At 71.5% G+C, this 24,340-nt stretch carries 25 protein-coding genes; 8 read left to right on the forward strand and 17 right to left on the reverse strand.

Going from position 1 to position 24,340, the window contains the following annotated elements:
• Positions 1 to 249 precede the first annotated feature (249 nt).
• Entirely contained in the window at positions 250 to 918 is a 669-nt protein-coding gene (locus ACIBVL_RS29390; protein ID WP_399101583.1) for a potassium channel family protein, read from the forward strand.
• Positions 918 to 1,595: a potassium channel family protein gene (locus ACIBVL_RS29395; protein WP_399101585.1), complete on the forward strand. Its 678-nt coding sequence runs from the start codon at positions 918 to 920 to the stop codon at positions 1,593 to 1,595. Before ACIBVL_RS29390 ends, ACIBVL_RS29395 begins: the two co-directional genes overlap by 1 nt.
• Before the next feature lie 279 nt (positions 1,596 to 1,874).
• Here ACIBVL_RS29395 and ACIBVL_RS29400 read toward each other — a convergent pair whose 3' ends face one another.
• The 7 genes from ACIBVL_RS29400 to ACIBVL_RS29430 form a co-directional block, all read right to left on the reverse strand.
• Positions 1,875 to 2,639 (reverse strand): DUF3159 domain-containing protein, encoded by a 765-nt coding sequence (locus ACIBVL_RS29400; RefSeq protein ID WP_399101587.1) that lies wholly within the window; start codon positions 2,637 to 2,639, stop codon positions 1,875 to 1,877.
• 3 nt (positions 2,640 to 2,642) lie between these two features.
• Positions 2,643 to 3,041, reverse strand: a complete 399-nt coding sequence (locus ACIBVL_RS29405) for an OB-fold nucleic acid binding domain-containing protein (RefSeq protein WP_399101589.1) — start codon at positions 3,039 to 3,041, stop codon at positions 2,643 to 2,645.
• Positions 3,042 to 3,092: 51 nt separating this feature from the next.
• Entirely contained in the window at positions 3,093 to 3,809 is a 717-nt protein-coding gene (locus ACIBVL_RS29410) for a response regulator (RefSeq protein ID WP_399101592.1), read from the reverse strand.
• Positions 3,803 to 6,403, reverse strand: coding sequence for an ATP-binding protein (locus ACIBVL_RS29415; protein ID WP_399101594.1), 2,601 nt, complete (start codon positions 6,401 to 6,403; stop codon positions 3,803 to 3,805). Before ACIBVL_RS29415 ends, ACIBVL_RS29410 begins: the two co-directional genes overlap by 7 nt.
• Positions 6,404 to 6,745: 342 nt before the next feature.
• On the reverse strand, positions 6,746 to 7,513 hold the full coding sequence (locus tag ACIBVL_RS29420) for a DUF3710 domain-containing protein (RefSeq protein ID WP_399101596.1): 768 nt from the start codon (positions 7,511 to 7,513) through the stop codon (positions 6,746 to 6,748).
• A gap of 1 nt (position 7,514) precedes the next feature.
• Entirely contained in the window at positions 7,515 to 8,057 is a 543-nt protein-coding gene (dut, locus tag ACIBVL_RS29425) for a dUTP diphosphatase (RefSeq protein WP_399101598.1), read from the reverse strand.
• Positions 8,054 to 8,638, reverse strand: a complete 585-nt coding sequence (locus tag ACIBVL_RS29430; RefSeq protein ID WP_399101600.1) for a PaaI family thioesterase — start codon at positions 8,636 to 8,638, stop codon at positions 8,054 to 8,056. The genes dut and ACIBVL_RS29430 overlap by 4 nt, the downstream gene beginning before the upstream one ends.
• A 58-nt stretch (positions 8,639 to 8,696) precedes the next feature.
• Between ACIBVL_RS29430 and ACIBVL_RS29435 the strand changes: the two genes are divergently transcribed.
• Positions 8,697 to 9,161: a DUF3093 domain-containing protein gene (locus tag ACIBVL_RS29435; protein WP_399101602.1), complete on the forward strand. Its 465-nt coding sequence runs from the start codon at positions 8,697 to 8,699 to the stop codon at positions 9,159 to 9,161.
• 33 nt (positions 9,162 to 9,194) lie between these two features.
• On the opposite strand, the gene ACIBVL_RS29440 is transcribed toward ACIBVL_RS29435, so the two are convergent.
• The 4 genes from ACIBVL_RS29440 to ACIBVL_RS29455 all read right to left on the reverse strand — a co-directional run bounded on the left by ACIBVL_RS29440 (position 9,195) and on the right by ACIBVL_RS29455 (position 12,761).
• Positions 9,195 to 10,142 carry a hypothetical protein gene (locus ACIBVL_RS29440; RefSeq protein ID WP_399101604.1) on the reverse strand — a complete coding sequence of 316 codons (948 nt, stop codon included), beginning with the start codon at positions 10,140 to 10,142 and terminating at the stop codon, positions 9,195 to 9,197.
• 13 nt (positions 10,143 to 10,155) lie between these two features.
• The gene (locus ACIBVL_RS29445; RefSeq protein ID WP_003993510.1) at positions 10,156 to 10,452 is read right to left on the reverse strand and encodes a DUF4193 domain-containing protein; all 297 of its coding nucleotides are present in this window, start codon (positions 10,450 to 10,452) and stop codon (positions 10,156 to 10,158) included.
• A 396-nt stretch (positions 10,453 to 10,848) separates the two neighbouring features.
• Positions 10,849 to 12,102, reverse strand: coding sequence for a sensor histidine kinase (locus tag ACIBVL_RS29450; protein ID WP_399101606.1), 1,254 nt, complete (start codon positions 12,100 to 12,102; stop codon positions 10,849 to 10,851).
• Between the two features lie 5 nt (positions 12,103 to 12,107).
• Positions 12,108 to 12,761, reverse strand: a complete 654-nt coding sequence (locus ACIBVL_RS29455) for a response regulator transcription factor (RefSeq protein ID WP_003993508.1) — start codon at positions 12,759 to 12,761, stop codon at positions 12,108 to 12,110.
• Positions 12,762 to 13,178: 417 nt separating this feature from the next.
• On the opposite strand from ACIBVL_RS29455, the gene ACIBVL_RS29460 reads away from it, so the two are divergent.
• The gene (locus tag ACIBVL_RS29460) at positions 13,179 to 13,352 is read left to right on the forward strand and encodes a hypothetical protein (RefSeq protein ID WP_199848057.1); all 174 of its coding nucleotides are present in this window, start codon (positions 13,179 to 13,181) and stop codon (positions 13,350 to 13,352) included.
• A gap of 73 nt (positions 13,353 to 13,425) precedes the next feature.
• On the opposite strand, the gene ACIBVL_RS29465 is transcribed toward ACIBVL_RS29460, so the two are convergent.
• Complete coding sequence (locus tag ACIBVL_RS29465; RefSeq protein ID WP_399101608.1) at positions 13,426 to 14,241, reverse strand: inositol monophosphatase family protein; 816 nt, start codon at positions 14,239 to 14,241, stop codon at positions 13,426 to 13,428.
• Between the two features lie 8 nt (positions 14,242 to 14,249).
• Complete coding sequence (locus tag ACIBVL_RS29470) at positions 14,250 to 15,377, reverse strand: ferrochelatase (protein ID WP_399101610.1); 1,128 nt, start codon at positions 15,375 to 15,377, stop codon at positions 14,250 to 14,252.
• Between the two features lie 247 nt (positions 15,378 to 15,624).
• Between ACIBVL_RS29470 and ACIBVL_RS29475 the strand changes: the two genes are divergently transcribed.
• From ACIBVL_RS29475 to sepH, 3 genes are all read left to right on the forward strand, one after another.
• On the forward strand, positions 15,625 to 16,863 hold the full coding sequence (locus ACIBVL_RS29475; RefSeq protein ID WP_399101612.1) for an MFS transporter: 1,239 nt from the start codon (positions 15,625 to 15,627) through the stop codon (positions 16,861 to 16,863).
• Positions 16,823 to 18,142: a D-arabinono-1,4-lactone oxidase gene (locus ACIBVL_RS29480; RefSeq protein WP_399101614.1), complete on the forward strand. Its 1,320-nt coding sequence runs from the start codon at positions 16,823 to 16,825 to the stop codon at positions 18,140 to 18,142. Before ACIBVL_RS29475 ends, ACIBVL_RS29480 begins: the two co-directional genes overlap by 41 nt.
• Before the next feature lie 383 nt (positions 18,143 to 18,525).
• A complete protein-coding gene (gene sepH / locus ACIBVL_RS29485) occupies positions 18,526 to 19,563 on the forward strand; it encodes a septation protein SepH (protein ID WP_399101616.1) in 1,038 nt (345 codons plus the stop codon).
• Between the two features lie 129 nt (positions 19,564 to 19,692).
• Here sepH and ACIBVL_RS29490 read toward each other — a convergent pair whose 3' ends face one another.
• Entirely contained in the window at positions 19,693 to 20,544 is an 852-nt protein-coding gene (locus ACIBVL_RS29490) for a sulfurtransferase (protein WP_399101618.1), read from the reverse strand.
• Positions 20,545 to 20,765: 221 nt separating this feature from the next.
• Between ACIBVL_RS29490 and ACIBVL_RS29495 the strand changes: the two genes are divergently transcribed.
• Complete coding sequence (locus tag ACIBVL_RS29495; protein ID WP_399101620.1) at positions 20,766 to 21,569, forward strand: VOC family protein; 804 nt, start codon at positions 20,766 to 20,768, stop codon at positions 21,567 to 21,569.
• 14 nt (positions 21,570 to 21,583) lie between these two features.
• Here ACIBVL_RS29495 and ACIBVL_RS29500 read toward each other — a convergent pair whose 3' ends face one another.
• From ACIBVL_RS29500 to ACIBVL_RS29510, 3 genes are read right to left on the reverse strand one after another with little or no spacing between them, the layout of a single operon-like run.
• On the reverse strand, positions 21,584 to 22,231 hold the full coding sequence (locus ACIBVL_RS29500) for a thymidine kinase (RefSeq protein WP_399101622.1): 648 nt from the start codon (positions 22,229 to 22,231) through the stop codon (positions 21,584 to 21,586).
• 53 nt (positions 22,232 to 22,284) lie between these two features.
• Complete coding sequence (locus ACIBVL_RS29505; RefSeq protein WP_399101624.1) at positions 22,285 to 23,472, reverse strand: alkaline phosphatase family protein; 1,188 nt, start codon at positions 23,470 to 23,472, stop codon at positions 22,285 to 22,287.
• Entirely contained in the window at positions 23,472 to 24,068 is a 597-nt protein-coding gene (locus ACIBVL_RS29510; RefSeq protein ID WP_399101626.1) for a DUF5998 family protein, read from the reverse strand. Before ACIBVL_RS29510 ends, ACIBVL_RS29505 begins: the two co-directional genes overlap by 1 nt.
• Positions 24,069 to 24,340 lie beyond the last annotated feature (272 nt).

Raw genomic sequence — 24,340 nt, forward strand, 5'->3', positions numbered from 1 at the left:
CCGCCCACCGCAGGCCCCATGCACGCGACCGCGGAGCTGATCGGCGCCGTCGGCACCCTCGTCGGTCTCGGGATCCTTACCTTTCCGAGCCTCTGGAGCATCAGCCGTCGCTGATCGCGCAAACCGCGCACGGGGGGTGCCCCGCACGGACCGCGCGTGTGTAGCTTGGTCGACGGTCTGAGACCCTGTTCAAAGCCAGGCCAGAAAACCATTTGACTTTCTTGACCTCTTTACCTCGGAAGGACGGTCGTGCACATCGTCATCATGGGCTGCGGCAGAGTGGGTTCCGCTCTCGCCCAGACCCTGGAGCAACAGGGGCACACGGTCGCCGTGATCGACCAGGACCCCACCGCCTTCCGACGACTGGGCTCCGGTTTCGGCGGCCGTCGTGTCACCGGCGTCGGCTTCGACCAGGACACCCTGCGCGAGGCGGGCATCGAGGAGGCCGGCGCCTTCGCCGCCGTCTCCAGCGGCGACAACTCCAACATCATCGCGGCCCGGGTGGCCCGCGAGATGTTCGGCATCGAGAACGTCGCCGCCCGTATCTACGACCCCCGCCGCGCCGAGGTCTACCAGCGCCTGGGCATCCCCACCGTGGCCACGGTCCGCTGGACGGCCGACCAGATGCTGCGCCGGCTGCTGCCCTCGGGCGCGGAGCCGCTGTGGCGCGACCCGACCGGCGGCGTCCAGCTCGCCGAGGTGCACGCCGCCCCGTCCTGGGTGGGCCACAAGATCAGCAAGCTGCAGGAGGAGACGGGCGTCCGCGTGGCGTTCCTGACCCGCCTCGGCGAGGCGATGCTTCCGACCTCGCAGACGGTGCTGCAGGAGGGCGATCTGGTGCACGTGATGATGCGCACCGACGAGGTGGAGAAGATCGAGGCGTCGTTCGCCGAGGGCCCGAAGGAAGGCGGTCACTGATGAGGGTCGCCATTGCCGGAGCCGGCGCCGTCGGCCGTTCGATCGCGGGCGAGCTGCTGGAGAACGGGCACGAGGTCCTGCTCATCGACAAGGCGCCGACCGCCATCTCGGTCGAGCGCGTCCCTCAGGCGGAGTGGCTGCTGGCCGACGCCTGCGAGATCACGTCCCTCGACGAGGCGGCCCTCCAGCGCTGCAACGTCGTGATCGCCGCCACGGGCGACGACAAGGTCAACCTGGTCGTCTCCCTCCTGGCCAAGACGGAGTACGGCGTCCCGCGCGTCGTGGCCCGCGTCAACAACCCCAAGAACGAGTGGCTCTTCAACGAGTCCTGGGGCGTCGACGTCGCCGTCTCCACCCCCCGCCTGATGTCGGCGCTCGTGGAGGAGGCCGTCAGCGTCGGCGACCTGGTCCGTCTGCTCCGCTTCAGCCACGGTGACGCCAACCTCGTCGAACTGACCCTCCCCGAGGAGTCGGCCCTGGCCGGCACCCAGGTCGGCGACGTCGAGTGGCCCGAGGACACCTCCCTGGTCACCATCATCCGCGGCACCCGCGTCCTCACCCCCACCCGCGAGGATTCCCTGGAGCCGGGCGACGAACTGCTCTTCGTGGCCGCCCAGGCGCGGGAGGAGCAACTGGAGGACCTGCTGTCGGTACGCCGCGAGGACTTGACCGGCTGACCCGCCTGCCCCGCCCATGCGGGAGTTGCCCGAACGGCGAAGGCCCGGAACCCCATGGGGGTTCCGGGCCTTTCGTTCAGCTCAGGTGGGCCGCTGGTTCGCTCGTCCGCGGCACTAGGGGGTGTTTCGAAAGTCCTGTGCGGTGCCCGCGGTGTCCGGTGCGTGCTCTCGGTGTGCCGGACGGAAGCCCTCGTACTGGACGTACTCGGGCTTTCGGCCGGTGCGGCGAGAGGGCGTGCCGGGCGCCGTGGGCGCTGTGCGGGACTTTCGAAACACCCCCTAGGCTCCCCGCCGGTGTCGGCCGCCGGTGGCGGGCTCCTCGCCCTGGTCCTTCGCCAGCGCGGCCTTGCGTTCCTCCTCGGCCCTCTCCTCCGCCTCCATCTCCGCGAAGACGTCGATCGGAGCCGGCGCCTTCGCCAGGAACACCCAGGTCAGCCACACCGCGAGCAGGAAGGGCGGGATCTTCAGGGCGACCAGGACCCAGCCGAGCTGCGCGGTGTTCGCCCACCAGTACAGCGGGAAGAGGACCGCGCACTTGGCGAGCAGGATCAGGCCCCACGCCCAGCTGGCCTTGGCGTACGCCTTCTTTCGGCCCGGGTTGCGGGTGCGCCAGGAGAGGTTCTCCTTGAAGACCGGGCCGAGGATCAGACCGATCAGCGGGACCCCGCACAGGGTGGTGATGATGTACGCCAGCGCCAGGCCCAGCGTGTAGAGCATGCCGGGGAGGTAGAAGTCCTTGGCGTTGCCGGTCATCATCGCGAAGACGACACCGAAGGCGACGCCGAAGACCCCGCTGAACGCGTGCTTGACCGTGTCCTTCATCGCCAGCCGGACCACGACCAGGACCAGCGACACCGCGAGCGCGGCGATCGCGGACATGTGCAGGTCCTTGTTGATCGTGAAGATGGTGACGAAGAGCAGGCCGGGCACCACGGTCTCGACCATGCCCCGCACCCCGCCGAACGCCTCGAAGAGCGCGGCCTCCGTCACCGCCCGGGCGTCGTCCTGCTGAGTGTCTTCGGTCGGCTTGTCGAGCGACGTCACCGGCTACTCCCTACCAAGGGGTCTCAGTTCGTACTTGGGGTTGAACAGCACCCGGCGGCCACGGCTCATGGAGACCCGGCCCGATGCGATGAGCTTGCGCCCCGGTTCTATGCCCACGATGGAGCGCCTGCCCAGCCACACCACGTCCAGCGCGGCGCTGCCGTCGAACAGCTCGGCCTCCAGGGCCGGGACTCCGGCGCGCGGTCGCAACGTGACCGTGCGCAAGGTACCAGTAACCGTGACGATCTGCCGGTCCTGGCAGTCTCCGATCCGGACGCAGCCGGCCGTCTCGGAGTCCTCCCGCAGCTCCTCGGACTCCAGGTCCTCCTGGGACGAGGAGAGCCGGTCGAGCATGCGCCGGAACCGGCCCACCGGCTTTTCGGAACGAGGAACAGCGCTCATATCTGAAGCGTACCGGGGTCACCGGCACGGCCGTACTCGCGGTACCGGCACCTAGCGCTCGAACCGGTATCCCATCCCCGGTTCGGTGATGAAGTGCTTGGGATGGGAAGGGTCGGCCTCCAGCTTCCTTCTCAGCTGGGCCATGTACACCCGCAGGTAGTTCGTCTCCGTCCCGTACGACGGCCCCCACACCTCTTGCAGCAGCTGCTTCTGGCCCACCAGGCGGCCGGTGTTGCGGACCAGCACCTCCAGCAGATGCCACTCCGTCGGAGTCAGCCGTACGTCCTTCCCGGCCCGGTGGACCTTCTTCGCGGCGAGGTCGACGGTGAACTCGCCGGTCTCCACCAGGACGTCGTCCTCGCCGCCCCCGGCCGGCTCGGCCCGGCGCACGGCGGCCCGCAGCCGGGCCAGCAGTTCGTCCATGCCGAAGGGCTTGGTGACGTAGTCGTCGGCGCCCGCGTCGAGCGCCTCGACCTTCTCGTCCGAGGAGTGCCGGGCGGACAGCACCAGGATCGGCACCCGGGTCCGGCCCCGCAGCCCCCTGATCACCTCGACGCCGTCCATGTCGGGCAGCCCCAGGTCGAGGACGACCACGTCGGGGTGGCGGGTGGCGGCCAGTTCGAGGGCGGTGGCACCGTCGTGGGCGGCGTCGACCTCGTACTTGCGGGCCTTGAGGTTGATCACGAGGGCGCGCACGATCTGCGGCTCGTCGTCGATCACGAGCACCCTCGTGGCGGTCTGGGGCGTCGCCCCAGCAGGGCTCACCATGAAGCCTGCCTTTCCGGTTCTGCCGAACGTTCCTCCGGTGCGGCCGGTGCCGCCGGCCGCGCCGCGGTGACCTCGCCGGGCGGCTCCGGCTGCGCTCCTGCCGCGCGGAGCGTGAGCACCATGGTGAGGCCTCCGCCGGGCGTGTCCTCGGCGTGCAGGGTGCCGCCCATGGCCTCGGCGAAGCCGCGCGCGACCGCGAGGCCGAGCCCCACCCCCGCCCCGCGCGGTGCGTCGCCGTACCGCTGGAAGGGCGCGAAGATCCGCTCCTTGGCCTCGTCGGGAACGCCCGGCCCCCGGTCCACGACCCGTACCTCGACCCGGTGGGACATCGCGCTGGCCGAGACCAGCACCGGCTCACCGCCCGGGCTGTACTTGACCGCGTTCTCCACCAGGTTGGCCACCGACCGCTCCAGCAGCCCGGGGTCGACGGCGACCATGGGCAGCGTCTCCGGGATGTCCAGCTCCACGCTCTCCTCCGGGTCCGGGACCCCGCCGAGCGCCATCGGCACCACCTCGTCGAGGTCGATCTCCCGGACGATCGGCGCGACGGTGCCGGTCTGGAGGCGGGACATGTCGAGCAGGTTGCCCACCAGGTGGTCGAGCCGGTCGGCGCCCTGCTCGATGCCTTCGAGCAGTTCCGCCTGGTCGTCCTCCGACCAGGACACGTCGTCGGACCTGAGGCTGGAGACCGCCGCCTTGATCCCGGCCAGCGGGGTGCGCAGGTCGTGGCTGACGGCGGCCAGCAGCGCCGTGCGGATCCGGTTGCCCTCGGCCAGCGCGCGGGCCTGTTCGGCCTCCTCCCGCAGCCGCCGCCGGTCCAGCACGACCACGGCCTGCGCGGCGAAAGCGGCCAGCACCCGCCGGTCCTCCGCGGGCAGCACCCGGCCGGTGAGCGCCAGCGCCGTGTGGTCGCCGACCGGCACGTCCACGTCCGCCTCGTCCGGCCGCCGCACCGGCCGCCCCGGGCCGGCCTGGCCCGCGCAGGTCCACGGCGCGTGGTCGTCCACCCGCTCCAGCAGCGCCGCCGACTCCATGCCGAAGGTCTCCCGCACCCGCTCCAGCAGCGCCTCCAGGCTGGTCTCGCCGCGCAGCACATTGCCCGCGAGATAGGACAGGATCTCCGACTCGGCTCTCAGCCGGGCCGCCTGGTGCGTGCGCCGGGCCGCCAGGTCGACCACCGAGGCCACCGACACCCCCACCCCGACGAAGATCACGATGGCGACGATGTTCTCCCGGTCCGCGATCATCCACCGGTGCAGGGGCGGGGTGTAGTAGTAGTTCAGCAGCAGCGAGCCCAGGGCCGCCGAGGCCAGTGCGGGCAGCAGGCCGCCGAGCAGGGCGGCCGCCACGGTCACGGCCAGGAACAGCAGCATGTCGTTGGCGAGGCCGAGGTGGACACTGCTCAGCAGCAGCGCCAGGACCGCCGGTCCGGCCACCCCGGCCAGCCACCCCGAGACGATCCGGGCCCGTCCGAGCCGGGCGCCGCGGGCCACCGGAAGCCCCCGCCCCCCGGCGGCCTCCTCGTGGGTGACGATGTGCACGTCGAGGTCGGGCCCCGACTCCCGGGCGACCGTGGCACCGACGCCCGGCCCGAAGACGTACCGCCAGGCCTTGCGGCGGGAGGAGCCGAGGACGATCTGGGTGGCGTTGACCCCGCGGGCGAAGTCGAGCAGCGCGGCCGGTATGTCGTCGCCGACCACATGGTGGAAGGTACCGCCCAGGTCCTCCACGAGGGTGCGCTGGACGGCCAGTTCCTTGGGCGAGGCGGCGGTCGGTCCGTCGCTGCGCGCGATGTACACGGCCAGCACCTCGCCGCCGGCGCCCTTCTCCGCCAGCCGCGCCGCCCGCCGGATGAGGGTGCGCCCCTCCGGACCGCCGGTCAGCCCCACCACGATCCGCTCGCGCGAACCCCAGATCGCCGACACCCGGTGCTCACCGCGGTACTGCTTCAGGTACGCGTCGGTCCGGTCGGCCACCCACAGCAGGGCCAGCTCGCGCAGGGCGCTGAGGTTGCCCGGCCGGAAGTAGTTCGACAGGGCCGCGTCGACCTTGTCCGGCCGGTGGACGTTGCCGTGCGCCATCCGCCGCCGCAGCGCCTGCGGTGACATGTCCACCAGTTCGACCTGGTCGGCACGGCGGACGAACTCGTCGGGCACGGTGTCCCGCTCCCGTACTCCCGTGATCGACTCCACCACGTCCCCGAGGGACTCCAGGTGCTGGATGTCGACGGTCGAGACCACGTCGATCCCGTCCGCCAGCAGCGCCTCCACGTCCTGCCAGCGCTTGGTGTGGCGCGAGCCGGGGACGTTGGTGTGCGCCAGTTCGTCCACCAGGGCGACCCGCGGGCGGCGGGCGAGCACCGCGTCCACGTCCATCTCGGTGAGGACATCGCCCCGGTGCTCCACCTCGCGGCGCGGGACCTGCTCCAGGCCGTGCAGCATCAGCTCGGTGCGCCGGCGTCCGTGGTGCTCCACGACCGCCACCACGCAGTCCGTGCCGCGCTCGACCCTGCGGTGCCCCTCGGACAGCATCGCGTACGTCTTGCCCACGCCCGGTGCCGCACCGAGGTAGATCCGAAGCTTGCCGCGCTCCATGGCCTCATTGTCTTCCCGTGACTCCTGCCTACGCAGCGTCGACCCTACGACCGGCAGGGCCGACGAAAGTGACGAGCCGCGGGGTGGGGGACACCTTTGACGCAACCCTGACGCGACGGGCTGTTCCCACGGTGTTCCGGACATCGGCATCCCGCTCACCCGCTTCATCGGATGAGCCCGCCGTTTCCGCATACCGCCCGTCCCGGGTGACGTACCGGGCGAGAGCGTCGGTGTACGCGGCACGGGCGTCCTGGCGTTCGTCGGTGCGGCAAGGGTTCACGCACGTGAAAGAGCCGCACCCCGAAGGGTGCGGCTCCTTTTCGACTCTGCCGGGGGAAAGTCCTAGCGGACCTCGGTGATCTCCGGTCCGCGCTGCAGCTGGCCCATGCCGCCGGAGAAGCGGGAGCCCTCCTCCTGCTGCTGGACGCCCTCGGGGACCATCTGCGCGTCGTTCGGCAGCTTGAGGACGATCGGGTCGCGGGGCGCCATCGGGCCCTCGCCGCGGACCACGACCGTGTCCCGGAAGATCTGCTCGAGCAGCCCGGCGGCCTGCGGCTGCACCGCGCCCTGGCCGGAGATCACCCCGCGCAGGAACCAGCGGGGACCGTCCACACCGACGAACCGGACGACGTGGAAGCCGCCCGTGCCGTCCGGCAGCTGTACCGGTACCTGAGCGCGCAACTCCCAGCCCAGCGGGCCCTCGACCTCGTCGATGATGCCACCCTGCTGGGTGATGCCGGCGCCGATCTCCTCGCGCACCTCGCCCCAGATGCCCTCGCGCTTGGGCGCGGCGAAGGCCTGCAGCTGGATGGCGCTGTCGCGCAGCACGACGGTCGCGGCGACGATCGCGTCACCCGCGACCTCGACCCGCAGTTCCATGCCGTCGACGCCCGGCACGAACAGACCGCCCAGGTCCACCCGGCCCTCGGCCGGGTCGCGGACCTCGGAGCTGTCCCAGGGCCCGTCGGGCCGCGGCTCCGGCTCGAGCCGGACGCGCTCGCGCTCGCCCGTTACCTCTTCGTCCGCCTCAGTGTCGACACTGTCGACGACCTGCTCGGCCTCGCCGGCCGCGTCCTCGGCGGCACCCTTCTTCTTGCGACGTCCGAACACGTCACTGTCCTTCCCGGTCGGATACGACCGAAGCGTATCGATACCCACCCACACTGCCGCCCAGGGCGGCCTGACCGCTTGCATCGCCCACCGCGGCATGCCCGCCGGTGGACCCGAAGCCCCCCGCGGCCCGTGCCGATTCGGGAAGCTCCGCGACCTCCTGGAAGCGGACCCTCTCGACCTGCTGGACGACCAGTTGGGCAATCCGGTCGAAGCGCTCGAACCGCACGGACTCGCGCGGGTCGAGATTCACCACGATCACCTTGATCTCCCCACGGTACCCGGCATCAACCGTCCCGGGGGCATTCACGAGGGCGACTCCGCACCGGGCGGCGAGCCCCGACCGCGGGTGCACGAAGGCCGCGTACCCCTCGGGCAGCGCGAGGGACACCCCTGTGGGCAGCACCGCCCGCTCTCCCGGCGCGAGTTCGCGGGCCTCGGTGGTGCGCAGATCCGCCCCCGCGTCACCGGGGTGCTCGTACGCCGGAAGCGGTACATCGGGGTCGACGCGCCGGATCAGGACGTTCAGGAGAGCACGGCTCACGGGTTCACCTCGAAGGCACGGGTGCGCCGGATCCGGTCGGGGTCGCTCATGGCGGCCTGGATCTCCTCCTCGCGGCCGTGCCGCACGAAGTGCTTCACCTCGACCTCGATGAAGAGCGCGTCGGCGCGGACGGCGACCGGCCCGTCGGGGCCGCCGATCCGTCCGGTGGCCGTCGAGTAGATCTTCCGCCCGGCCACCGCTGTCACCTCGGCCTCCAGATGCAGCGTGGTGCCTACGGGCACCGGCTGCACGAAGTCGGTCTCCAGCCGCCCGGTGACGGCGATGGTCCGCAGCAGCCAGTTCAACGAGCCGAGCGTCTCGTCCAGGGCGGAGACCAGCACCCCGCCGTGCGCGAGTCCCGGGGCCCCCTGGTGGGCGGGCCGCACGGTGAACTCGGCGGTGACGGTCACTCCCTCGCCGGCCCGCGCCTCCAGGTGCAGCCCGTGCGGCTGCTCGCCGCCACACCCGAAACACCGTTCGTAGTGGGCGCCGAGAAGCTCGCCGGGAACGGGAGCGTCAGGGTGCCGAACGGGTTTCTCGGCGTCGGCCGGAGGTCGAAGAGCTGCGGAAGTACCACTCACAGCCGCAGACCTTACCCGCGCGTCCGCGATATCCGGACACCGTGCCAAGCTTGACCGCATGCAGCTCTCCGCCACCCCCTACGAAGAACGTCTCACCGCCCCCCGCACGTGGTGGCTGATCTCGTTCCTCGTGGGTGTCTCCTTCGCCCTGATCCTGCTGCCCTTCGGCACCCTGCCGCTGCTGGGCGGTCTGGTCGGCGGCACCGCGGCCGCGGCGGTCGTCGCCAGCTCGTACGGTTCCGTCCGCATCCGTGTCGTGGGCGACGCGCTGATCGCCGGCGAGGCGAAGATCCCGGTGGCGGCGCTGGGCGAGGCGGAGGTCCTGGACCCGGAGGAGGCGCGCGCCTGGCGCACCTACAAGGCCGACACCCGGGCGTTCCTGCTGCTGCGCGCCTACATACCGACCGCGCTGAAGGTGCCGGTCACCGACCCGGACGACCCGACGCCCTACCTGTATCTGTCGACGCGGGAGCCGGAGCGGCTGGCGCAGGCGCTGCGGACGGCACGGGAGGCCGCGGCGTAGGCAAAGGTTTCTGCCCGGCTGCGCCGAGGCTTCTCAGTCCCCGAGCTCCCTGGGTCTCCCGGGGAGCTCTCGCATGTCCAGTGGGTGGGCCGGCTTCTCGAGCGGCGGCAGGTCCTCCAGCGCCTCCCAGGGCACCTGGGCCTTGCGCAGGTCGGCGCGGATCTTCGCGGCCAGTTTCTTGGTGTCCCGCCGGTTCATGGCCGCGCCCACCGCGGCGCCCACCAGGAACGGCATCAGCATCGGCAGGTCGCGGACCATGCGCTTCATGATCTGCTGGCGGAGTTCGCGCTTCATCTGGCCGCCGAGCGCGGAGTTGACGGAGGACGGCTTCAGCGGGTCGACGCCGCGTTCGCCCGACCACGCGCGCAGATACGCGGTGCTGCGGTCCTTGAGGTTGCCGGGCGGCCGTACGCCGTACACCTCGTGCAGTTCGGCGATCAGCTTCAGCTCGATCGCCGCGACCCCGGTGATCTCCGCGGCCAGTTCGGTGGGCATGGCGGGAGGCACGGGGAGCATCGCCGCCGCGCCGACGCCCGCTCCGACGGTGGACGTCGCGTTCGCGGCGCCGGCCACGAGCTTGTCGGCGAGTTGCTCCGGCCCGAGGCCGGGAAACTGCCTGCGGAGCGTCCTGAGGTCCCGTACGGGGACCCTCGGGGCGATGTCGATGATCCGGTCCGCCAGGTAGGCCAGAGCCGCCCTGGCGCGGTCTCCGCCCTTGCGGACGCCTTCCCGGGCCAGGTCCCTGGCCCTGTCCCGGACCGCCGCCACCCGTCGCCTGGCGACGGGCGCGGGGCCTCGCGTCGGCACCGGGAGGTCAGGCCCGTCGCCTGTCGTTTCGAGCGAGGCCGATCCCGCCGGGACCACTCCCGTACCGGATGAGCCTCGCTCGTCGTCACGCACGCCGTGAGGGCCGTCGGACGGCCCTTTGTCCGCTCCCGTCAGGTGGAAGCGGCGCTTCCGAGAGGGGGTCGAGCCAGTCACGGCCGACCCCGCCTCAGTCGCAGTCGCGGCAGATCGGCTGACCGTTCTTCTCCCTGGCCAGCTGGCTGCGGTGGTGCACCAGGAAGCAGCTCATGCAGGTGAACTCGTCCTGCTGCTTCGGCAGCACCCGGACGGCCAGCTCCTCGTTCGAGAGGTCGGCTCCAGGGAGCTCCAGGCCCTCCGCGGCCTCGAACTCGTCGACATCGACGGCGGATGCGGACTTGTCGTTCCGCCGGGCCTTCAGCTCTTCCAGGCTGTCGGAGTCAACGTCGTCGTCGGTCTTGCGTGGGGTGTCGTAATCGGTTGCCATTTCGCCTCTCCCCCTCTGGGTGAATGCGGTGTCTCCAGCGCACGTAACGCGTGAGAGGCCGGACTTGTGCCCGCCTCGAGGCGGAGATTTTGCCTCACATCAAGGTCTGTTACTCAATCGACACCCAACCGGACTCCTCATGAGTGATCGGCTTGGATGGCGATCGGGACCGTACACGGTCCTGATGCCGCACTTCAAAGGCGTCTCACCGTGTACTTCCCGTGATCAGGACCCCCGAAAACCCGGATTTTCCGGGCTTTACGGCAGCCATCATGATCACGCAGAGTAGATGGCCAGAAAACCGCCCCTGTGATCGATCACACACGGCGATCCGGGCCCGGGGTCCTGAGAATTCCGCGCAAAGCGAACATGCCCGCGTGTGTCGGCGACATGATCTCAGACGGGCAGGGTGACTCGCATCATGAGACCTCCCCCCTCGCGCGGCTGGGCCGTGATGTTCCCGCCGTGCGCCCGGGCCACGGACCGCACGATGGACAGGCCCAGCCCGACCCCCTTGTCGCTGCCCGTGCGCTCGGTACGCAGACGCCGGAACGGTTCGAAGAGGTTGTCGATCTCGTACGCCGGCACGACCGGCCCGGTGTTCGACACGACCAGGACCGCCTGACCGTGCTGGACCTCGGTGGTCACCTCGACCCAGCCGTCCTCCGGGACGTTGTAGCGCACGGCGTTCTGCACCAGGTTCAGTGCGATGCGCTCCAGCAGGACGCCGTTGCCCTGGACGATCGCGGGCTTCTGCTCGCCCCGGATCACCACGCCCTTGGCCTCGGCCTCCCCGTTCACCTGGTCGATGGCCTGCTCGGCGACCTCGGCGAGGTCGACCGGCTTGCGCTCGACGATCTGGTTGTCGCTGCGGGCGAGCAGCAGCAGGCCCTCCACGAGCTGCTCGCTGCGCTCGTTGGTGGCCAGCAGGGTCTTGCCGAGCTGCTGGAGCTCCACGGGCGCGTTCGGGTCGGACAGGTGCACCTCGAGCAGTGTGCGGTTGATCGCCAGCGGCGTCCTCAGCTCGTGCGAGGCGTTGCCGACGAAGCGCTGCTGGGCGGTGAAGGCTCTCTGGAGCCGCTCCAGCATGTCGTCGAAGGTGTCCGCCAGCTCCTTGAACTCGTCGTCCGGGCCGTCCAGCTCGATACGGCGGGACAGGTCCGAGCCCGCCACCGCGCGGGCGGTGCGGGTGATCCGGCCGAGCGGGGACAGGACACGTCCGGCCATGGCGTAGCCGAAGGCGAAGGCGATCACCGCGAGGCCGAGGAGGGCCAGCAGGGAACGGCTGAGGAGGTTGTCCAGGGCGACCTGGCGCTGATGGTCGATGCAGTCGCTGATCGCGGCGTTGAACTGGGTCAGCGTCAGGCCGGTGGCGTTGTTGACCGCGGGGCAGTCGGCGCTGGACACCTTGATGGTGGTGTCGGCGCTCACGATCTTGAACGGCGGCTGGTTGCCCGTGTTGATGGCCTGCGCGGCCAGCAGGTAGATGATCGACAGCAGCAGGATGCCGGCGATCAGGAACATGCCGCCGTACAGGAGCGTGAGCCGTATGCGGATGGTCGGGCGCAGCCAGGGGAGCGCCGGCTGGGGCCTCCTGGGGTCCCAGGTGGGCTTCGGGGGCGCCTGGGGAGGCGCGGGTGCGGCGGCCACGGGGATCAGATCCGGTAGCCGGAGCCGGGCACGGTGACGATCACCGGAGGTTCGCCGAGCTTGCGGCGGAGCGTCATGACCGTCACGCGCACGACGTTGGTGAACGGGTCGGTGTTCTCGTCCCACGCCTTCTCCAGGAGCTGCTCGGCGGAGACGACGGCGCCCTCGCTGCGCATGAGCACCTCCAGGACGGCGAACTCCTTGGGCGCGAGCTGGACCTCCTTGCCGTCGCGGAAGACCTCGCGGCGGTTCGGGTCCAGCTTGATGCCGGCGCGCTCCAGGACGGGCGGCAGGGGCACGCTGGTGCGCCGGCCGAGGGCACGCACGCGTGCGATGAGCTCACTGAAGGCGAAGGGCTTGGGGAGATAGTCGTCGGCGCCGATCTCCAGGCCCTCGACCCGGTCGCTGACGTCACCCGAGGCCGTGAGCATCAGCACGCGGGTGGGCATGCCGAGCTCGACGATCTTGCGGCAGACGTCGTCGCCGTGCACGAGCGGGAGGTCGCGGTCGAGGACGACCACGTCGTAGTCGTTGACGCCGATGCGCTCCAGGGCGGCCGCACCGTCGTACACGACGTCGACGGCCATGGCCTCCCGGCGCAGTCCGGTGGCCACCGCATCGGCGAGCAGTTGCTCGTCCTCGACGACGAGTACGCGCACGTCGCTTGTCCTTCCTGTGTCCACCCGCGTAGCGCTCGGTGAGCGCGCGTGGGCAGGGGGGCTTGGTGAGTGTGTGCATCCATCCTGCCCTTTTCGGCCATAAGTCGGCGGTAAGACGGCGAGCGGGCGATGAAGGGCGGGCAGGAAGCCCGGGAATGCGAGATTTTCTCGTTCGGTTGAGGTTTCCGTGGAAGGAAGCGGGGGGAGGACGGCTTTACACCCCGCGATCACGCTCTGCATGTGCCACACCACCATGTGGTACTCCGCGATCCGCTTGCCGCAGAGTGGGCGTGGGTGTCCGGCACCGTCGCCGCCCAGCAGGGCAGCGCTGGGCACCTACTGGAGACGTGATCGCCCCTTCCCAACCGGCACACCCCCGTGCCACCGACCCACGACCCAAGGACGAGGGGGCGCAGCATGGACGCATTCACCGCAGGACTTCTGCAGCGCATAAGGGCGACCGAGTCCGACCTGACGCGGGCTCGTGACGAGGGCGACGACTTCCTCGTCGAAGTGGAGCAGGCAGAGCTCGACGACCTGCGCCGCCTCGCCGCCGAACACGGTGTGGAAGTCGGCGCGTCAAGCGTCTGAGCGGTTCGTACGCGTTGACGGAGGGGCCCCGGCGAATCCAGCGCCGGGGCCCCTTCGTGTGCTCGGCGCGGCTTCAGTCGTGCCAGGCCCCGAAGTCCTCCAGGAGCCGCTGGAGGGGCGCGAAGACCGCCGGGGTCGCCGCGATCGCCAGGCCGCGTGAGGGGCGCTCTCCGGGGCGTCCACCGGTCAGCGCGCCCGCCTCCCGGGCGATGAGGTCGCCCGCGGCGAGGTCCCACGGGTGCAGACCGCGCTCGTAGTAGCCGTCGAGGCGGCCGGCGGCCACGTCGGCCAGGTCGACCGCGGCCGACCCGCTGCGCCGGATGTCCCGCAGGAGCGGGATGAGTCGCCGCGCGACGTCGGCCTGGTGGGTGCGGACCTCGGTGACGTAGTTGAAGCCGGTGGAGACCAGGGCCTGTTCGAGGGACGTGGCGGGCCGGCACGCCAGCACACGCTCGCCCTCCCAGGCGCCGGTCGCCCGGGCCCCGCCGCCGCGCACCGCGTGGTACGACTCCCCGCGCATCGGGATCTCGACGACCCCGACGACGGCCTCGCCGTCCTGCTCGGCGGCGATGGAGACGGCCCAGGTGGGCAGCCCGTACAGGTAGTTGACCGTGCCGTCGAGAGGGTCGATCACCCAGCGGATGCCGGTGCTGCCCGGGCTGGCGGCGCCCTCCTCGCCGAGGAAGCCGTCGTCGGGGCGGTGCTCGGAGATCAGGCCGGTGATCAGCTTCTCGGCGGCGATGTCCATCTCGGTGACCACGTCGATCGGGCTCGACTTGGTGGCGGCCACCGCGAGATCGGCCGGGCGGCCGTCCCGCAGCAGCTCGCCGGCCCGGCGGGCGGCTTCCTGGGCCAGCTTGAGCAGGTCCGTGTGCAGGGGGTCGGTCACGGGGCTCCTCACGCGTAGGGGCTGTCGGCGCCCGCGGCGGCGGGCCGGGGCGCGCGGGCCGGGCAGCACCCGACGGGACAGAGGTCGTGGCTCGCGCCGAGGGTGCCCAGAGCGCACGGGGTGACCCGCCGTCCGCTCTCGGTGGCGGCGCGCTCCAGGACGAGCTCGCGGATGGCGGCGGCGAAGCGCGGGTCGGCGCCTACGGTGGCCGAGCGGCGCACCGGCAGGCCCAGTTCCTCGGCCCTTGCCATGGCCTCCGTGTCGAGGTCGTAGAGGACCTCCATGTGGTCGGAGACGAAACCGATGGGAACCATGACGACGGCCGGGACGCCGGCCGCGTGCCGCTCCTCGAGGTGGTCGCAGATGTCCGGCTCCAGCCACGGGATGTGCGGGGCGCCGGAGCGGGACTGGTAGACGAGTTGCCAGGGGTGGTCCACGCCGGTGCGCTCGCGGACGGCGTCGGCGATCAGCCGTGCCACGTCCAGGTGCTGCCTCACGTACGCCCCGCCGTCGCCGTGGCCCTCGACCGGGCCGGAGGTGTCGGCCGAGGCCGTGGGGATCGAGTGGGTGGTGAAGGCGAGGTGGGCGCCGTCGCGGACGTCGTCGGGGAGGTCGGCGAGGGACTGGACCACGCCGTCGATCATCGGCTCCAGGAAGCCCGGGTGGTTGAAGTAGTGCCGCAGCTTGTCGATCTTCGGCGGCTCCAGGCCCTCGGCCCGCAGCGCGGCCAGTGAGTCGGCGAGGTTCTCGCGGTACTGGCGGCAGCCCGAGTAGGAGGCGTAGGCGCTGGTGGCGAGGACGAGGACGCGGCGACGGCCGTCGGCGACCATCTCGCGCAGGGTGTCCGTGAGGTACGGGGCCCAGTTGCGGTTGCCCCAGTGGATGGGCAGGTCCAGGCCGTGGTCGGCGAAGTCCTTGCGCAGGGCGTCCAGAAGGGCGCGGTTCTGGTCGTTGATGGGGCTGACCCCGCCGAACAGGAAGTAGTGCTGCCCGACTTCCTTGAGGCGTTCCTTCGGGATGCCGCGCCCGCGCGTCACGTTCTCCAGGAACGGGACCACGTCGTCCGGGCCTTCCGGGCCGCCGAAGGAGAGCAGGAGCAGGGCGTCGTAGGGGGTGGCATCGAGCGCGTCTGGCATGAGTCGATCCTGCCACCCGCCTCCGACAGCGTGGAAACGGCGGGGTGGCCTCCCGGGGTGGCGTGGGGCGCCCACGGGACCCGGTTCGCGCGGGGGCGTCGACGCCAGTGCGTTAGGGTTGCCTAACTCGTAAGCTGTATGGGTCGGCTTCACGCCTTACGGAGCGTTACCGAGCACCACAGAGCCGCTTTCCCTCACGCCGCGCCGAACGGTCACGCGCGCGTGACCGGACCCCCCGGAGACCCCCGTGCCCAGCCCGTACCGCGCCCTGTTCGCCGCCCCCGGCTCCAAGGGCTTCTCCGCCGCGGGGTTCCTCGGCCGGATGCCGCTGTCGATGATGGGCATCGGCGTGGTCACGATGGTCTCCCAGCTCACCGGGCGCTACGGCCTCGCGGGCGCCCTGTCGGCGACCATCGCGCTGGCGGCCGCGGTCCTCGGGCCGCAGATCTCCCGGCTGGTCGACCAGTACGGCCAGCGCAGGGTGCTGCGCCCGGCGACGCTGGTCGCGCTGGCCGCGGCGGCCGGGCTGCTGCTGGCCGCGTACTTCGGCTGGCCGGACTGGGTGCTGTTCGTGTGCGCGGCGGGCATCGGTTCGGTGCCGAGTCTGGGCGCGATGATCCGGGCCCGCTGGGCGGCGCTGTACCGGGGCACCCCGCAACTGCACACCGCTTACTCGTTCGAGTCCGTGATCGACGAGGTGTGCTTCATTTTCGGGCCGATCATCTCGATCGGTCTGTCCACCGCCTGGTTCCCCGAGGCGGGACCGCTGCTGGCGGCCTGTTTCCTCGCCGTCGGCGTCTTCTGGCTGACCGCGCAACGGGCCACCGAACCCGCGCCGCACCCGCGCGAGCAGCGCGGTGGAGGCTCGGCCCTGCGCTCGCCCGGTCTGCAGGTCCTGGTGGCCACCTTCGTGGCGACCGGCACGATCTTCGGAGCGGTCGACGTGGTGACCGTCGCCTTCGCCGACGAGCGTGGCCACAAGGGCGCCGCGAGTGTGGTCCTGGCGCTCTACGCCGCCGGTTCCTGCCTGGCCGGGCTCGTCTTCGGCCTGCTGCGCCTCGAGGGGACGCCGGAGAGGCGCTGGCTGCTGGGCGTGTTCATGATGGCCGTGAGTATGATCCCCCTCCTACTGGTCGGAAACTTGCCGTTTCTGGCTGTGGCGCTGTTCGTTGCGGGCCTGGCCATCGCTCCTACGATGATCACCACCATGTCCCTCATCGAAAAGCACGTACCAGGCGCACAACTGACCGAGGGCATGACCTGGATCAGCACCGGGCTCGCGGTCGGGGTCGCGCTCGGCTCCTCCATCGCCGGCTGGGTCATCGACGCGGCCGGCGCGCAGGCCGGGTACGGGGTTCCGGCGGTGTCCGGGGCCGTCGCGGTCGCGGTCGGTTTCCTGGGGTACCGCCGGCTCAGCAGGCCGGCTCCGGGTCGGGGAGGCACCGTTGAGCAGCACAGCGAGCGGGAAGAACGGCACGTGGCGTAACTGGGGCGGCAATGTGTCCGCCCGTCCCGCGCGGGAGGTCACGCCTGCCTCCGTCGACGAACTGGCCGCGGCGGTGCGGCGGGCCGCCGAGGACGGTCTCAAGGTGAAGGCGGTCGGCACCGGCCACTCCTTCACGGCGATCGCCGCCACCGACGGCGTGTTGATCCGCCCTCAGCTCCTGACCGGCATCCGCGAGATCGACCGCGACGACATGACGGTCACGGTCGAGGCCGGCACACCGCTCAAGAGACTCAACCTGGCCCTCGCGCGCGAGGGCCTGTCGCTCACGAACATGGGCGACATCATGGAGCAGACGGTCTCCGGGGCCACCAGCACCGGCACCCACGGGACGGGGCGCGAGTCCGGCTCGATCGCCGCCCAGATCAAGGGCCTGGAGCTGGTCACGGCGGACGGGTCGGTGCTGAGCTGCTCCGAGAAGGAGAATCCGGAGGTCTTCGCGGCCGCCCGGATCGGGCTCGGCGCCCTGGGCATCGTCACCGCGATCACCTTCGCCGTGGAGCCGATCTTCCTGCTCACCGCGCGCGAGGAGCCGATGTCCCTCGACAAGGTCCTCGCCGACTTCGACGAGTTGTGGGCCGAGAACGAGCACTTCGAGTTCTACTGGTTCCCGCACACCGGCAGCACCAACACCAAGCGCAACAACCGCAGCGCGGGCCCCCGCAAGCCGGTGAGCCAGGTCTCGGGCTGGATCGAGGACGAGTTCCTCTCCAACGGCGTCTTCCAGGTGGCCCAGTGGGTGGGCCGCGCGGCGCCCGGCACGATTCCGGCGATCGCCCAGATCTCCAGCAAGGCGCTGTCCTCGCGGACCTACACGGACATCCCCTACAAGGTCTTCACATCTCCGCGCCGGGTGCGCTTCGTGGAGATGGAGTACGCCGTTCCGCGTGCGGCCGTCACCGAGACGCTGCGCGAGCTGAAGGCGATGCTCGACCGCTCGGACCTCAGGGTGAGTTTCCCCGTGGAGGTGCGCACCGCGCCGGCCGATGACATCACGCTGTCCACAGCCTCCGGCCGCGACAGCGCGTACATCGCCGTCCACATGGTCAAGGGGACGCCCTACCAGGCGTACTTCACCGCCGCCGAGCGCATCTTCACCGCGCACGAGGGGCGGCCGCACTGGGGGAAGGTGCATACGCGCGATGCGGACTACTTCGCCCGGGTCTATCCGCGTTTCGGGGAGTTCACCGCCCTCCGGGACCGGCTGGATCCCGAACGCCGGTTCCAGAACGACTACTTGCGAAGGGTTCTGGGGGTGTAGCGGTCGAGTGACGTGCACCACTTTCAAGATCGCAGAAAGCGCGTAACGGACGGCCGGGTCCCACCCCTTGCCAGAAGTTGGGCGGCGCGCCAATCCACGCACGTGGCCCAAATGGAGTACTGTTGCGAGCCCTGGGCCCGGCCTCCCTCCAGGGTGTCCGGGGCCTTGCTGGACCGCCAGGAGGGGACTAGTTGCACAGGGTGACGGTGTTGGTCACTTAGCGTGGCGAACAGGTAACCGTGCCATAACGGCGATCAAGGGCTCATGCCCGACACGCCGGGCAACTCGGCAAGGTTGTGGCAGGCTGCACCCGGGCAGGCCACACTCGACTAGCGGAAGCAGCGACGCACGTGACGTCGGCAGGCACCACCCGGGAGGTCCCCATGCCCGAACTGCGTGTCGTGGCCGTCTCGAATGACGGCACACGGCTGGTGCTGAAGGCTGCGGACAGCACGGAGTACACGCTTCCGATTGACGAGCGTCTGCGCGCCGCCGTACGCGGCGACCGTCCCCGCCTCGGCCAGATCGAGATCGAGGTGGAGAGCCATCTCCGCCCCCGTGACATCCAGGCGCGTATACGAGCCGGCGCGACCGCGGAAGAAGTCGCGCAAATGGCAGGCATCCCCGTCGACCGCGTACGCCGGTTCGAGGGACCCGTGCTGGCCGAGCGTGCCTTCATGGCGGAGCGGGCCCGCAAGACGCCCGTCCGCCGGCCCGGCGAGAACGCCGCGGGGCCGCAGCTCGGCGAGGCCGTCCAGGAGCGGCTGCTGCTGCGCGGCGCCGAGAAGGACACCGTCCAGTGGGACTCCTGGCGCCGCGACGACGGCACCTGGGAGGTGCTGCTCGTCTACCGGGTCGCGGGCGAACCGCACTCCGCGAGCTGGACGTACGATCCGCCGCGGCGGCTCGTCCAGGCCGTCGACGAGGAAGCGCGCTCGCTGATCGGCGAGTCCGACGACCTCGCCGCGCCGGAGCCCAGCTTTCCGTTCGTCCCGCGCATCGCACGGCTGCCGCGCGACCGCCCGCTGGACCGTGCGCTGGAGCGGCCGAGCCTGCCCGCGCAGCCGTCCGAGCCGGCCGAGGAGAGCACCGGCGAGCGGGAGCGGGACTCGCTGACCAGCCTGCTGGAGGCGGTGCCGAGCTTCCGGGGCGACATGGTCGTCCCCGAGCGTCCGGCGGAGGCCCCGGAGGAGCCCGACGAGCAGGAGTCCGAGACCGAGGAACCCCCGGCGCCCGCGGCCTCCGCCGGTTCCGCCTACGCGGATGTCCTCATGCCGCGCTCCGTCGGCAGCCACCGCGACCGGCTGGTCGGCGCCACCGACCGCCAGGCCGAGGCGGACGGCGTCCGTCCGGGCCGCCGGGCCGCGGTGCCGAGCTGGGACGAGATCGTCTTCGGGACCCGCCGCAAGAAGCAGGAGTAAGCCGCCGTACGGCAACTCTGCCGGGCCGCGGGCCGGTTCGCGGACATCGGTCCGCACGACGGTTCATACGTCCGCGGGGGCCTCACCTACTCGGTGGCGGCCCCCGCGGACGTCCGCGTGCGAGGCAGGTCACTCAGGGTCGGGCCCCACGGCGACCGGCCGGGACGGGTCCGACGACCACTCCGACCAGGAGCCCACGTACAGGGCCGCCGGAATGCCCGCCACCGCCAGTGCCAGCACCTCGTGGGCGCCGGAGACGCCGGAACCGCAGTAGACGCCCACCTCCGTGCCGTCGGACGCCCCCAGCGCCTTGAAGCGGTCGTGCAGTTCCTCGGCGGGCCGGAAACGGCCGTCCGGGCCCACGTTGTCGGTGGTGGGCGCGGACACAGCGCCCGGGATGTGCCCGCCGACCCGGTCGATCGGCTCGACCTCGCCCCGGTACCGCTCCCCCGCGCGCGCGTCGAACAGGACTCCGGCACGGGCCAGTTCGGCGGCACCGTCCGCGTCGAGGAGGCCCGCGGCGGCCGGAGCCGGCTCGAAGTCGCCCTCCACGTGCGCGGGCACGTCGACCGAGAGCTCTCCACGCCACTGGGGCAGCCCGCCGTCGAGGACCCGCACGTCCGGGTGACCCGTCCAGCGCAGCAGCCACCACGCGCGGGCCGCGGCCCAGCCCTGCCCGCCGTCGTACACGACCACCGGCCGCCCTGCCGACACCCCGGCCCGGCGCATCGCCGCGCCGAACTCCGCGAGGTCGGGCAGCGGATGCCGGCCGGCGGCGCCCGGGGTTCCCGCGAGCTCCCGGTCCAGGTCGACGTAGACCGCACCGGGCACGTGCCCGGCCTCGTAGGCGGCCCGGCCGTCGAAGGGCGGCTCACCGGCCGCCTTGGCCACGCTGAGCTGCCAGCGGACGTCGAGGACGACGGGCGGGTGCTCCCCCGCCAGGTCGCCCGCGAGTTCGGTTGCGGTGATGATGACGTTCATGGCCACCATCCTCGCGCACGGGGTGGCCCCATCGCTCCGGTCCGGCTACTCTGCTCGGCCGGACACGCCCGATCACGAGCCGTGCGGGATCGAGCACGTGCCGTACAGGCGATCGACATACGGCGACAACCGCGTGTGAACCGACGGGAAACCCCCCATCAGGCATCCTCCGAGGGCGGACGCGACACGGGCCCCCGCGAGGGGCCGGGGAGAGAGGGACGATGACCGAGGCACATGGGTCGGCCCGCCAGAACGGCGCAACACCCGCCCGGTACGCGCCCGGTACACCCTGCTGGGTGAGTCTGATGGTGCATGGATTGACGTCGACCCAGGAGTTCTACGGTGAGCTCTTCGGTTGGGAATTCCAACCCGGCCCGCTGCAGCTCGGCCCGTACGTCCGCGCCCTGCTCGACGGCCAAGAGGTGGCCGGAATCGGCCAACTGCCCCCGGACCGCCATCTCCCCGTCGCCTGGACGCCTTACCTCGCCTCCGAGGATGCGGACACCAGTGCCGAAACGGTGCGGCTGTGCGGCGGCACGATCGGGGTGGGCCCCCTGGACGCCGCCGACGCCGGCCGCCTGGCGATCGGCTCCGACCCCTCCGGCGCCGTCTTCGGCATCTGGCAGGCGGCGGCCCACCGCGGCACGACCATCACCGGGGTGCCCGGCACGCCCGCCTGGAACGAGCTGCTGACCTACGAGACCGCGAGCGTCGGCAAGTTCTACGAGACCGTGTTCGGCTACGCGCAGGAGGCGGAGGCGTCCGCCGACTTCGACTACGTGACGCTGCGCATCGGAGGGCGACCCGTCGCCGGCATCCATGGTGTGGGTGCCGCGCTGTCCCGGGACCGGGGACCGCACTGGGTGACGTACTTCGAGGTGGCCGACGCGGACGCCGCGCTCACCCTTCTCACCGACCTCGGCGGGCACGTCCTCGCACCGGTCCGCGACAGCGCACACGGCCGCGTGGCCACGGTGTCCGATCCCGAGGGCGCCCGCTTCGCCCTGATCCAGGGACCTCGCTGAGGGGCGGACGGGCTTCAGGCCTGCTGCACCGGCAGCACGTCCGGCGACAGGGCCGCGGCCCGGGCCGACGCGGCCGTCATCCGGCGCCGGTGGTGGCGGCGGCACAGGACCTCGTAGCCGATGGTGTCCGCCTGGTCGACGTCGCCGACGACGACCTGGGCGCCCTCGACGACCATGACGCCGCCCACCGTGCGAGCGTTGTGCGTGGCGCGGGCGCCGCACCAGCACAGTGCCTCGACCTGGAGGACCTCGACGCGGTCGGCGAGTTCGACGAGCCGCTGGGAGCCGGGGAACAGCTTGGAACGGAAGTCGGTGGTGATACCGAAGGCGTAGACGTCGATGCCGAGGTCGTCGACCACGCGCGCGAGCTGGTCGATCTGCTCCTCGGCGAGGAACTGCGCCTCGTCCGCGATCACATAGTCCGCGCGGCCGCCCTGCGAGAGGTGGTCGACGAGATACCCGTACAGGTCCTGGCCGTCCTCGACCTCGACCGCGTCGGTGACCAGGCCGAGCCGGGAGGACAGCTTGCCCTCCCCCGCGCGGTCGTCGCGGGTGAAGATCATGCCCTGCAGGCCCCGTGCGGAGCGGTTGTGCTCGATCTGCAGAGCCAGCGTCGACTTCCCGCAGTCCATCGTTCCGGAGAAGAACACCAGCTCGGGCATGGTGAGTTGAGCACCTTTCGGTGAAAAGGGAAGGACGGGAGCGGGACGTGGCTTCAGGAGCGTACTTCGAGCAGCGGGACCAGCTGCTCGGCAGGGGTCATCGAGCCGTGGTTGCCGACCATGGCCGACTCCTTGGGCTCCCGCTCGGAGGCGATGATCAGGACGTCGTCCCGGGCGGCCGCGATCACGTCGCCGAGACGGTCGTACACCCGCTCGTCGATCCGTGGCCCGAACCAGCCGGCCGCGATCGCCTCGTCCCGCGAGGCCACCCAGAACTGCTCGCCGAGCACCTCGCGCCAGCAGGTCAGCACGTCGCTCTCGGCGCCCGGTACGGCGTAGACGTGGCGGGCGCGGCCCTCGCCGCCCAGCAGGGCGACCCCGGCACGCAGTTCCCAGTCCTCGTCGAAGTCGATGCGGTGCTGCTCGTCGAAGGGCACGTCGACCATGCCGTGGTCGGCGGTGACGTAGAGCGCGCTGCGCGGAGGCAGTTGTTCGGCCAGTCGCTGGACCAGCCGGTCGACGTACATGAGCTGGCCGCGCCAGGTGTCGGAGGCGACGCCGTAGCGGTGGCCCGCGCCGTCCAGTTCGGAGTAGTACGTGTAGACCAGGGAGCGGTCGCCGGCGGCGAGCTGCTCGGCGGCGAGGTCCATGCGCTCCTCGCCGGTCAGCCGCCCGTGGAACGTTCCGCCGCTGAGCGCGACCTTCGTCAGCGGGGTGTTCTGGAAGGTGGGCGAGGTCACCTGCGCGGCGTGCACGCCGGCCGCGTCGGCGAGCTGGAAGACCGTGGGGTACGGCTGCCAGGGGGCCGGCGGGGCCCAGGGTTGCCAGCGGAGCTGGTTCATGAGCTGGCCGGTGGCGGGGTTGCGCACGGTGTAGCCGGGCAGCCCGTGGGCGCCCGGCGGGAGGCCGGTGCCGACGGAGGCGAGGGAGGTCGCGGTGGTCGCCGGGTAGCCGGCGGTGAGCGGGCGTCCGCTGCCGCCGCGCGAGCTGCCGAGGAGCGAGTGCAGGTACGGCGCCTCGTCGGGGTGGGCGCCGATCTGCTCCCAGCCGAGGCCGTCGATCAGGAAGACGCAGTTGCGGTCGGCCGGGGTCAGCTCCGGGATCGCGGCGGTCATGCCGGGTACGCCGAGGCCGGCTGCCAGGGTGGGCAGCAGGTCGGCGAGGGAGCCGGAGCCGTACTCGGGGACGGGGGCGGAGGAGACGGCCAACGGCTCCACGTGGTCCCAGGCGGGCTGTGCCATCAGCGGTTGGGGTCCGCGGTCGCCTCGGAGAGCGACTGCGCGAAGGCGAGCGCCTGGCGCACCGTCTCCGGACCGTCGCCCGCCTCGCTGACGCGCAGGCTGAGGTCGTCCGCCGTCGAGCTGCCCGTGTAGCCGTGGTCGGCGTCGCAGTTGGGGTCGCCGCAGGCGGCCGGCTCCAGGTCGATACGGGAGACGGCGCCCCAGCCGATGGTCAGCACCACCTCGCGCGGCAGCGTGCCCGGCGTGTACGACTCCGGGTTGGCGACCACGCGGCTGACGACGACCGAGGAGATCCGGCCGAGCTTCACGGACTCCGTGGAGGTCGTGGCGTACGGCGTCGGGGAGGTGGTGTCGGCGGCCTGCTCGTCGGTGTGGCTGACGATGAAGCGGTTGCCGGTGAGGATCAGCACGGTCACGTGCCGGCGCACCTCGTTCTGGTCGAACGTGGTCTCCTGGTGGACCAGGTACGACCGGATGGGCTCGCCGCCCACGGCGGCCTCCACCGCCTCGGCCACGAGGGCCGGGTAGTAGCCGCTGCGCTCGATCGCCGCGCGCAGCCCCTGGGTCGTCGTACTGGTCTTGGCCATGCCGTCCATCCTACGGGGACCGGCTGACTGCGAGGCACCGCTCGCGGGCGCTTCCGTACGGCGGGGGCGCCCCCGGCTTCTCCCCTCACCGCTGGTCCGGAGGAGTGCCCAGGGAGCGAGCCGCACGCCGGGCGGCTCGAAGCCGACGGCGAGGGGCGGTCCGCCGAGGTGGCGGCCCGGCCGCGGCAGCTCGGGGCCGTGGGGGTACGTGAGCTCGCGGCCCGGCCGCCGGCCGGAACTGCCGGGCGCTCCCGGGCGGTCATGTCCCAGTCGCACCAGGC

This window comes from Streptomyces sp. NPDC049687 (assembly GCF_044465285.1).
GTDB lineage: Bacteria > Actinomycetota > Actinomycetes > Streptomycetales > Streptomycetaceae > Streptomyces.

What these genes read in the sequence shown, in the direction of transcription:
- ACIBVL_RS29395 (WP_399101585.1), top strand. Translation starts at nt 918, where the DNA reads ATGAGGGTCGCCATTGCCGGAGCCGGCGCCGTCGGCCGTTCGATCGCG.
- ACIBVL_RS29405 (WP_399101589.1), bottom strand. Translation starts at nt 3,041, where the DNA reads ATGAGCGCTGTTCCTCGTTCCGAAAAGCCGGTGGGCCGGTTCCGGCGC.
- ACIBVL_RS29410 (WP_399101592.1), bottom strand. Translation starts at nt 3,809, where the DNA reads ATGGTGAGCCCTGCTGGGGCGACGCCCCAGACCGCCACGAGGGTGCTC.
- ACIBVL_RS29415 (WP_399101594.1), bottom strand. Translation starts at nt 6,403, where the DNA reads ATGGAGCGCGGCAAGCTTCGGATCTACCTCGGTGCGGCACCGGGCGTG.
- ACIBVL_RS29435 (WP_399101602.1), top strand. Translation starts at nt 8,697, where the DNA reads ATGCAGCTCTCCGCCACCCCCTACGAAGAACGTCTCACCGCCCCCCGC.
- ACIBVL_RS29445 (WP_003993510.1), bottom strand. Translation starts at nt 10,452, where the DNA reads ATGGCAACCGATTACGACACCCCACGCAAGACCGACGACGACGTTGAC.
- ACIBVL_RS29460 (WP_199848057.1), top strand. Translation starts at nt 13,179, where the DNA reads ATGGACGCATTCACCGCAGGACTTCTGCAGCGCATAAGGGCGACCGAG.
- ACIBVL_RS29470 (WP_399101610.1), bottom strand. Translation starts at nt 15,377, where the DNA reads ATGCCAGACGCGCTCGATGCCACCCCCTACGACGCCCTGCTCCTGCTC.
- sepH (WP_399101616.1), top strand. Translation starts at nt 18,526, where the DNA reads ATGCCCGAACTGCGTGTCGTGGCCGTCTCGAATGACGGCACACGGCTG.
- ACIBVL_RS29490 (WP_399101618.1), bottom strand. Translation starts at nt 20,544, where the DNA reads ATGAACGTCATCATCACCGCAACCGAACTCGCGGGCGACCTGGCGGGG.
- ACIBVL_RS29495 (WP_399101620.1), top strand. Translation starts at nt 20,766, where the DNA reads ATGACCGAGGCACATGGGTCGGCCCGCCAGAACGGCGCAACACCCGCC.
- ACIBVL_RS29500 (WP_399101622.1), bottom strand. Translation starts at nt 22,231, where the DNA reads ATGCCCGAGCTGGTGTTCTTCTCCGGAACGATGGACTGCGGGAAGTCG.
- ACIBVL_RS29505 (WP_399101624.1), bottom strand. Translation starts at nt 23,472, where the DNA reads ATGGCACAGCCCGCCTGGGACCACGTGGAGCCGTTGGCCGTCTCCTCC.
- ACIBVL_RS29510 (WP_399101626.1), bottom strand. Translation starts at nt 24,068, where the DNA reads ATGGACGGCATGGCCAAGACCAGTACGACGACCCAGGGGCTGCGCGCG.